7 protein-coding genes are annotated in these 9,487 nt (G+C 54.5%); 1 reads left to right on the top strand and 6 read right to left on the bottom strand.

What is annotated here, in order from left to right:
- The first annotated feature begins 15 nt into the window (after positions 1 to 15).
- Complete coding sequence (locus tag ALQ04_RS01625) at positions 16 to 879, top strand: HlyD family secretion protein (protein ID WP_122314034.1); 864 nt, start codon at positions 16 to 18, stop codon at positions 877 to 879.
- Between the two features lie 99 nt (positions 880 to 978).
- Here the strand turns inward: ALQ04_RS01625 and ALQ04_RS01630 are convergent, their stop codons facing one another.
- The 6 genes from ALQ04_RS01630 to tssI all read right to left on the bottom strand — a co-directional run.
- A complete protein-coding gene (locus ALQ04_RS01630) occupies positions 979 to 2,061 on the bottom strand; it encodes a DUF6708 domain-containing protein (RefSeq protein WP_409077226.1) in 1,083 nt (360 codons plus the stop codon).
- On the bottom strand, positions 2,054 to 3,139 hold the full coding sequence (locus tag ALQ04_RS01635; protein ID WP_409077227.1) for a DUF6708 domain-containing protein: 1,086 nt from the start codon (positions 3,137 to 3,139) through the stop codon (positions 2,054 to 2,056). The genes ALQ04_RS01630 and ALQ04_RS01635 overlap by 8 nt, the downstream gene beginning before the upstream one ends.
- Positions 3,132 to 4,226, bottom strand: coding sequence for a DUF6708 domain-containing protein (locus ALQ04_RS01640; RefSeq protein WP_409077228.1), 1,095 nt, complete (start codon positions 4,224 to 4,226; stop codon positions 3,132 to 3,134). The genes ALQ04_RS01635 and ALQ04_RS01640 overlap by 8 nt, the downstream gene beginning before the upstream one ends.
- A 32-nt stretch (positions 4,227 to 4,258) precedes the next feature.
- The gene (locus ALQ04_RS01645; RefSeq protein WP_122314036.1) at positions 4,259 to 7,579 is read right to left on the bottom strand and encodes a toxin VasX; all 3,321 of its coding nucleotides are present in this window, start codon (positions 7,577 to 7,579) and stop codon (positions 4,259 to 4,261) included.
- On the bottom strand, positions 7,576 to 8,475 hold the full coding sequence (locus ALQ04_RS01650; protein ID WP_122314038.1) for a DUF4123 domain-containing protein: 900 nt from the start codon (positions 8,473 to 8,475) through the stop codon (positions 7,576 to 7,578). The genes ALQ04_RS01645 and ALQ04_RS01650 overlap by 4 nt, the downstream gene beginning before the upstream one ends.
- On the bottom strand, positions 8,468 to 9,487 hold a 1,020-nt coding region (gene tssI / locus ALQ04_RS27090), incomplete at its 5' end, for a type VI secretion system tip protein TssI/VgrG (protein WP_259644871.1). The genes tssI and ALQ04_RS01650, both read right to left, overlap by 8 nt.

Consider the following 9,487-nt stretch of genomic DNA (forward strand, 5'->3'; position numbering starts at 1 on the left):
CTTCGAGAAACCCTGATGAAAAAGCTCTTCAGTCTGCTCGCCACCTTGCTGGTCCTGGCACTGGCCATCTTTATCGGCCGAACCTTGTGGGTTCACTACATGGACACACCCTGGACCCGCGATGGCCGGGTACGCGCCGACATCATCAACGTCGCAGCCGAAGTATCCGGCACCGTCGTCGATGTGCCGGTGCGTGACAACCAGCAAGTGAAGAAGGGCGACCTGCTGATCCAGATTGATCCCGAGCATTACCGGATTGCCGTCAAACAGGCACAAGCGCTGCTGGCCTCACGCAAGGCCACCTGGGAGATGCGCAAACTCAACGCCAGACGCCGCGCCGACATGGACAACCTGGTGGTGTCCACCGAAAACCGCGACGACGCCAGCAACATCGCCACCTCGGCCCTGGCCGATTACCAGTTGGCCCTGGCGCAACTGGAAGCAGCCGAACTGAACCTGTCACGCACCCGCGTACTGGCATCCGTGGACGGTTACGTCACCAACCTCAACGTCCATCGCGGCGACTATGCCCGGGCGGGCGAGGCGAAAATGGCGGTGGTCGACATGAACTCGTTCTGGGTCTACGGCTTCTTCGAGGAAACCAAACTGCCCCATGTCCACGTGGGCGATCCCGCCGACATGCAATTGATGAGCGGCGAAGTACTCAAAGGCCACGTCGAAAGCATCGCCCGCGGCATCTACGACCGCGACAACCCGCAAAGCCGCGAACTGATCGCCGACGTCAACCCGACCTTCAACTGGGTCCGCCTGGCCCAGCGCGTACCGGTGCGCATTCACCTGGAGCAGATCCCCGACGGATTGCTGCTGGCGGCGGGGATGACCTGTACGGTGATCGTGGACCCGGTATCGGATCGGTAGGAGCGGTTTTAACCGCGAAGGCTATTCACGCAATGCAGGTGATGTTGCTAAATCAGTGCGATCTTGGGGCGATGATGTTTCTGGTTCAGTCCGTCATGCTCAGGCATGCGATGAATCTGCGGCCTTGCTTTCACTCAGCTCGACTTTGAAATACGTCATGAAATCCTTTCCTTGAGCAAAGGCTTTTTCGATGTCGGCGCTTTGTTGTTTGAGGGCCGGGCTTGGTGTGGCCCATTGTTCAGGGGGCTGTGGTTTTGACCAGTCGGCAATGGATTCGGGCATGGATTTCATGCTGTAGCGTTGGTCCCATGCTGCGACCCAGTACGGGAAACGCCACCATGTGACGACATGGCTTAAGTACCACCAACCAACGCCCAGCGCGGAGCGTTCTTTATGTTGGTATTCCTCGCGCATGTTTTCGCGTTCTTTATCGAAGGTATCCCCGCCTTCGTGGGGGGCTTTGCCAGGGGAGAACTCCGGGCCTTTTTCCATGTAAACGCGGATGGCTTCCCATTTAGCCAGCCCATGAATAGGTGTCATGACGACCTGATTCAGAAAGTGCACCTGGTCATTTTTCGGATCGTCGATGGCCATGCCAAAGGTATAACTGCTGATGACACCCACTCCGGTAAAACCGGTGCTGACTGACACCCATGAGACGGTGTCTTCCCAGGGTTGTATGACCGGCTCATTGGAACCGTCCGGAAAGAAACAGACCTCCCGGCGTTGACGGTTGAAGCGTATCGGGCGAGTACGGGCTTTGGCTCGTGTGGTGCTGACAACGGCGTACAGGCCAATAAGCGCGCCTAATCCTCCAATCCAAATTGAAAGCCCTAAACCGAATACAAAGAAATCACTAAAGTAATACCAAAAACTCCTCCCAAATGGGTTATCAAATGCTAACAAGCCCGCTGAAGTAGGAAGTATGAGGATACACATTATGATCCCGACTACAGGTAGCGATACAGCTAATCGAGCTTGAAATGATTTGCCTTGATTACTGCTCCCCACGTCCAGATAGACATCATTGACCTCAAGAAAGCTTCCCCCGAGATCCATTGGAGGTTGGCCGGTAGGCACGGGAAGTGGTGACAGAAACACACTTTCGCCGGTTGCAAAGCGACGTATTTCACCGGCCTTGGGGCGGTTTTTTTTCAGGTCCAGTTCGCCGTGTTCAGTCATGTGACGATTCTTCGGCCTTCTCTTTGTTCAGGTTTACCTTGAAGTACGTCATGAAATCCTGCCCTTGAGCAAAGGCTTTCTCGATATCAGCGCTTTGTGCCTTGAGCGCCGAGCTGGGCACGGCCCATTGTTCAGAAGGAAGAGGTTGTGACCACTCGGCAATGGAGTGGGGCATGGACTTCATGCTGTAGCGTTGGTCCCACGCCGCGATCCAGTACGGCACGCGCCACAATGTCACGATATGAGTGAGATACCACCAGCCAACGCCCAGTGCTGAGCGTTCCTTGTACTGGTATTCCTCACGCATATCCTCGCGTTCCTTATCGAAGGTATGTGCACCCTCATGTGTGGCCTTGCCAGGGGAGAACTCCGGGCCTTTTTCCATATACACACGAATGGCTTCCCATTTTGCCAACCCGTGAATAGGCGTCATGACGACCTGATTCAGAAAATGCACCTTGTCATTTTTCGGGTCATCGATAGCCATGCCAAAGGTATAACTGCTGATGACACCAACTCCGGTAAAACCGGTGCTGACCGATACCCAGGCGACGGTGTCTTCCCAGGGTTGTATGACCGGCTCATTGGAACCGTCCGGAAAGAAACAGACCTCCCGGCGTTGACGGTTGAACCGCATCGGACGAGTTCGGGCTTTTGCTCTTGTGGTGCTTACAACGGCGTATATAGCAATGAGTGCTGCCGCCCCGCCTCCCCAGAGTGAAAACCATAATCCGAAGACAAAGAGATCACTGAAGTAATACCAGAAGTTCCTTCCAAATGGATTAAAGAATGACCCAAAAACCCCCATGAAAATAGGAAGCATAACAACTGTTACGATGATCACAAACATAGGCATCATCACAGCCAGTCGAGCTTGATAAGACTTGCCTTGATTGCTGCTCCCCACGTCCAGATAGACGTCGTTTACCTCAAGAAAGCTACCCCCGAGATCCATTGGCGTCTGACCGGTGGGTACGGGAAGTGGTGACAGAAACACACTTTCGCCAGTGGCAAAACGACGTATTTCACCGGCCTTGGGGCGGTTGTGTTTCAGGTCCAGTTCGCCGTGTTCAGTCATGTGACGATTCTTCGGCCTTCTCTTTGTTCAGGTTGACCTTGAAGTACGTCATGAAATCCTGCCCTTGAGCAAAGGCTTTCTCGATATCAGCGCTTTGTGCCTTTAGCGCCGGACTGGGCACGGCCCATTGTTCAGGAGGCAGAGATTTTGACCACTCGGCAATCGAGTCGGGCATGGATTTCATGCTGTAGCGTTGGTCCCACGCTGCTATCCAGTACGGCACGCGCCACAATGTAATGAAATGCCTGAGATACCAAAAACCGACACCCAGTGCGGAGCGTTGCTTATGCTGATATTCCTCACGCATCTCCTCGCGCTCCTTATCGAAAGTATGCGCCCCCTCATGCATGGCCTTGCCAGGGCAGAACTCCGGGCCTTTTTCCATATACAAACGAATGGCTTCCCATTTAGCCAACCCGTGAATAGGTGTCATGATGCCCTGATTCAGAAAATGCACCTTGTCATTTTTCGGATCATCGATAGCCATGCCAAAGGTATAAGTACTGATAACGCCAACCCCGGTAAACCCGGTGCTGACTGACACCCATGAGACGGTGTCTTCCCAGGGTTGTATGACCGGCTTATCGGAACCGTCCGGGAAATAACAGACTTCCCGGCGTTGGCGGTTGAATCGTATCGGACGAGTCCGGGCTTTCGTTCTTGTTGTGCTGACAACGGCATAGAGGCCAATGAGCGCGCCCAAGCCTCCAGCCCAAATTGAGAACCATAATCCAAATACAAAGAAATCACTGAAGTAATACCAGAACGTTCTTCCAAATGGATTGAAAAATGTTCCGAAGCCCATTACAACAGGAAGTACTATCACGAATGCGATGATCGCCGACATGGGTAACGACACAGCAAGCCGGGCTTGAAATGATTTGCCTTGATTACTGCTCCCCACGTCCAGATAGACATCGTTGACCTCAAGAAAGCTACCCCCGAGATCCATTGGCGTCTGACCGGTGGGTACGGGAAGTGGTGACAGAAACACACTTTCGCCAGTGGCAAAGCGACGTATTTCACCGGCCTTGGGGCGATTGTGTTTCAGGTCCAGTTCGTCGTTTTGATCGGGTTTGGAGGACATATATTCAACCAGGAAATAGACGAGTTGGATGGCTAAAGAACATCGCTGTTCACAAGTAGCCACGGGGCATTATTGGTGCGGGTCTTCAATACCTTAACCTCTGAAAGCTCTTTGTTATCCTTCCCGCCCAGCGAGGTGGTTTCAAAACGTTTCTCCCGAAAAGCCGTATCACCGGGCACCGGGTGATACTTCAAAGCGATAGCTATGCCATGTTGTGCATTGGCCTGGTTCTGGAAGATTTCCAGTCCCAGTTTGAGCGGGGCGTCGGGAGCGCTCATCAGGTCGAGTCGGTACAGCAAGGGCTCGCTCCAGGCTTCCCAGTCATTGCGTTGACTATTTTGCAAAAAGTAGGCACTGAGGCCGAAATTAACGTCATTCAGCTCTCTGGCAGTCATGCCGGGAAGATGCATGATGAGCATAGGTTTTTTATCGACATGCTCTAACGAGACTTTTGGTGATGATGTAATCTCGGCCAGCGAGACACGTTCTTCAGGCAATGTTCGATTTTTGCTCTCTTTACCCCATGGGCTTTCCAGTAACCATTTATCAAGCTGGGTTTTATTGTTGCGGTTATATAGCCATTCTCCACCGAGCTGGAGGCCTGTGAGAGCAAGGCCTATCAAATTGGCTCGGGCGGCGACGCTCAGTAGTTTTCCTCCAGCTGTTACCCAGGCAAGAGCACGTGCCTGGCTGGCACTGGTCATTGCCGTATAGGCGTATTGAGTGGTTCGAGCCGTAGCCCAACCATTGATCACCAATTGTCCGGCGTCTCCAGAAAGAGTCATGCTTGCGCCCGTTAGTTTGGCGCCGTTTCCTGATCGCAAGGCTTCCGTCCAGCGGCTAACCGAACCTTTTTCTCCGTATAAACTTGTGCCAGCAGCAACGGTGCTAAAGAAATAGGTTAAAAGTCCCAGCGAAGCAGTGATTTTTCCTAATTTCGCGGCCATATTTATTTGGCCAGCCTTACTTGCGTAGTTTCCAATTGCGACCGTAAGACCCGTAATGACTATGCCTTGTGCCGCTGCAAAAGTTCCTCCGATCATTGATGAGAAGGCATTGGCAAGAGCCAATTTTTCGGAGGTGTCTGCGTTTGTTTTACTCATGAACTCGCTAAAGACAGTGGCAAAGTTAACTATCTGCAAAACCGCCGCTACCGAAGCAAATAAATCGCCTCCCGCAGAGGTGAAAACAGCGTTGCTGACTCCCTTGAACGGACGCTTGAGCCGGTAGTCGTCAGCCATTCTCTGGAATTCAAGCAATTGAGCATTGTTAAGCCCGGCGATCTTGAAGCCGGCTTTTCCAGCGCCATCCCCGACGGGGCTCATGGCTTGAGCAACACTTCCTTCAAGAGGCAAGACAGCTTGTTGCAAGGCTTTGCGTTGCGTCACCAGTGCTTTGTAACCACCCTTGGGAGCCTGGCCTTTATGTTCCTTGGCCACGGCCTGCTTGATCTGATTTTTGAGTGAGCGCATTTTCTGACGAAGTTCGGTCAGCTTTGCGACATCCTCATTGAATTTCCTGATCTGGCTGGCCGAGGAGAACTGGAGCGTGATTCCGTTTTTATTGAAGGCCTGCAAAACATTTATCCATGAGGCCCCCGGAATATTGCGCAGTACTTTTGCTGGGTCGAACGGCTGACCGCTGCGCAAGGCTTGCATCCCATTATCCAATGCCCCTGCCAAATGTAATTGCTTGGCTGGCTCGTAAGCAGTGTCACGTAGCTGGCCGAGCATTATGTCGGTATCGGTAAGCTGCAGGGAGTCCGGCAAATGCTCGGCCAGCAGATTGCCAAACTTGCCGCTAAGTTCCTGTGTGCCGGCATAGTCGTTCTTGACCATGAGGGTGTCACGCAGGGACTTGATGGATGACATAAGCTTGGCATCAAAGTCTTTCTGATCGGCCCGGCTCAAGGTAAAAAATGTGGAGACCGAAAAACCGGGTTGTTGCTCAATCAGTTTGGCGAGCTTTTCCGTCGCGCTGTCGGTCCGGCAAATATCCTTGAGGGCTGCATATTCAGTAGCCAGAAGCGCATGCCGTTGTCCTTGAGGCTTTGGATCGAAATACCAGGCTGAGCGATGAAAACGTTCCTCAGTCACCAGTTGGATTCGATCCTCGGTGATCAAGTCCAGCCGTTTGTTCCAACGCTCCAGATGAGCTCGTTGTTGCTTGACGAATGTTTCCATGGCCGATCGGTTAATCAGGTCATTGATGCCCTGTTGACCCATCTTTGCACCTTCGAGTGCATCCTCCGCATTGCCATCAATCGATTCGATCAGGTCCTGGTACTTGGGATACAGAGCACCCAGGCTTTCTCTCATTCGCATCTTTGCTCTGGCAACGCTGACAGGTGTTGACCATAAATTGGCAAACTTCTGTTGATTTTTAAGATTGACGTAATCAGCGATAGTTTGTCGTTGCCCTTCGTTGGTTTCTTCCTTGAGCCTGGCAAAGCGTGGATCACTTTGGGAGGCATTCAGAATGGTGTCGCCGGTCACGGTGTACAGGGTTTCGATGTAGCAACCCATGACATATTTCTTCTGGGTCTCTTCCGAATTGCTCCAGTCACTGATCCAGCCTGCTGCCAAATCCTGATGCTCGGCGAGATCGCGCAGCACGCCGATATCATCCTGTACCACCAGATACAGATGGTCGCGCTCGTTCTCTGCCTTGACCTGCTTCTTCAAGACACCCAGTTGGGTTTTCTTGAACTGGGTCGCTTGTTCCCAGGCGTAGTCTTTACTTTCTTCAGGTTTGGCGCCTGCAATGGCCGGTGCTTTACCTGGCTGTTCTGCAATTTCCGCAACCCACTTTTCTGCCTGGCTGGCAGTCAGCAGATTGGCTGCGCCTTTCTCCGGGTCGACGCTACTGAGGCTGACCCTTTGCATGAAGTACTCACGCTCAGACTTGTGTTTGATGACCTGCGCGCATTTGGCGGCAGTCCATTGCACCTCGGAGTAGTTGACATAGAGATCGCTTGAACGCGGGAAGAGCAACACCGCTTCGCCTACATTACTTTCGCGTTTGTCGGCGGTGACTTCGCTTTTGTCCCACAGCAGTTGGGTCACGATGCCGTTTTCGATGCGGTATTCATGCAGGATGGCTTTAGGCTTTTTGTCGACGATGACATAGAGCCAGCCATCGCGGATCAGGCGAATACCCAGCGGACGTGACTTGGTTTTGTACGGCATCGCCAGTGCGCTGGAGGGGTCAAGACGTTCGACCAGCCCATAGCGCAGGGGAATGAGCTGGATTTTGGCCTTCATCAGGGGGCAGCCGCCCATGGCGCACTTGCCATCGTCTCGGCTTTTTGCAACGTTGTTCGGGCTTTTGCCGGCCGATGTTGAGGTCGTCATCCTTGGCTCCTGTTGAAGGTTTCGGCCCGTGCCTGAGCGATATCAGCGACCCGTTCGAGTCGTTGGGCGGGCGTTTGTTCCGATGGGGTCTTGAGTATTGCGTCGAGGTCTGGATGCTCTTCCAGTGCTCTTTCGCCGAGGAACCCGTGAATGTTGGCGTAGAGGGTGATGTCGAGTTCGGTGTTGAAGCCTCGATCATATGAAGTCGAGGCCAATGCATGCAGGTGTTCCCAGCGTTGCACAGGCGTTGCCTGGTCCTGATAGGACGGGAAGTATTCGAGCATGTGTTCGTCGAGGCGAAGAACGATGCTGCGAAAATTCACTTCATTGAGTTGGCTGATTTGCTCATCGCTCAAGCCATAGCGTTTGCCGTGATCAGTATTCGGCGCAGCGCCAGGGCGCTGATCGACGTGCCAGCAACCCAGCGCCGCATCGACGGTAACCACCTGTTTGCAGGGGCCGAACAGGGTCGCATCCTTGAGGCTTTGTGCATGGGAGAGCAGGGCATGGGTGACGGCAGGGTCGGCGACACGCAGCAGGACTTCTTCGCCTTGCGGGTGCATCACGCTGGTCAGCCAGCGAAAGTGCGCGACCACCTGTTCCCATGGCTGATCGCTGAAAACCAGATAACCCCATTCCTGACGGGCTGCATTCAGGAATTGCATCAGGATCGGATCGTTCTGTGATGTTATCCGGATCAGGCACGGAGAAATATCAACCAGTTCGGCCCACCGTGTCCGCAGATAAAGCGGCTCGAACTCCGGGCTGTCCGACCATTGATAGAGTTGCTGGGGAAGTCTCTCGACGCTGACGCCATCGAGCAGCAAGCCGACTGTGCCATTCCAGGCCAGATCTTGCGGCAGGCCATTCTCCAGCGACCACTCTGACTTAAGCATCTTGCGCCTCCAGCTTGGCTTTCTCGCAGATCGCACAAATCGGCTTCTTCTGCATCAACGCCTGCCGCTGCGCCGGCACCAGCAACTGTCCAGCCTTGTCCGCATCCGCCGGCTTCAACGGCCCTGGCAACAACGGCGCCGCCCCGGTGCCATTCCCTGGGCTGCCACCGGTATTGACCGTAACCTCCGGGCCGCTGATGGTCACGCCGCTGGCGTCGATCTTGATGAAGCTGCCGCCAGCCTTGAGGGTCAGTTCGCTGCCGGCTTCGAGTACGACTTTTATGCCGCCACTGAGGTGGATTTCCTGGCCGGCCTCGACAAACTGGGAGGTTGCGATCTTGATGTGGCGGTTGGCGCCCACGGTTAGGTGATCGTCGGTCCGGGTTTCGACTTTGCGGTCGGCGTGGGTAATGCGGTGTTCTTCGGCACGGAACTCGCTGTAGCTGTTTTGCTCGACGGTGTCATGCCGTTCGTTGCCGATGCGGATCTTCTGATCGTTCTCGACGTTCTCGTCCCAGTCACGCTGGGCGTGCAGGTAGATCTGTTCCTGCCCTTTCTTGTCCTCGATGCGCAGTTCGTTGTAACCGCCGCCACCGGGTGAACTCAGGGTCTTGAAGGTGCTGCGGGTCTTGTTGGCCGGCAGCTCGTACGGGACGAGGTTTTCCTTGTGGTACAGGCAGCCGCTGATCAGCGGCTGGTCGGGGTCGCCTTCGAGGAAGGTGACCAGCACCTCCATGCCGATCCGCGGGATCGCGATGCCTCCGTACTGGGCACCGGCCCAGGCGGAAGACACGCGCAGCCAGCAACTGGTCTTGTCGTCGGCCTGACCTTCGCGGTCCCAGTGAAACTGCACCTTGACGCGCCCGTACTGGTCGCAGTGGATCTCTTCGCCTTTGGGGCCGGTCACCATGGCGCTCTGGCTGCCGAGGATGCGCGGTTTCGGGTGGCGCAGCGGCGGGCGGTTCGGCACGTCCCACGGCGTGGCCTGGAAGCGGTTGCGGTAGCCCTGATG

This window comes from Pseudomonas cichorii (genome assembly GCF_003700275.1).
Taxonomy (GTDB): domain Bacteria; phylum Pseudomonadota; class Gammaproteobacteria; order Pseudomonadales; family Pseudomonadaceae; genus Aquipseudomonas; species Aquipseudomonas cichorii_B.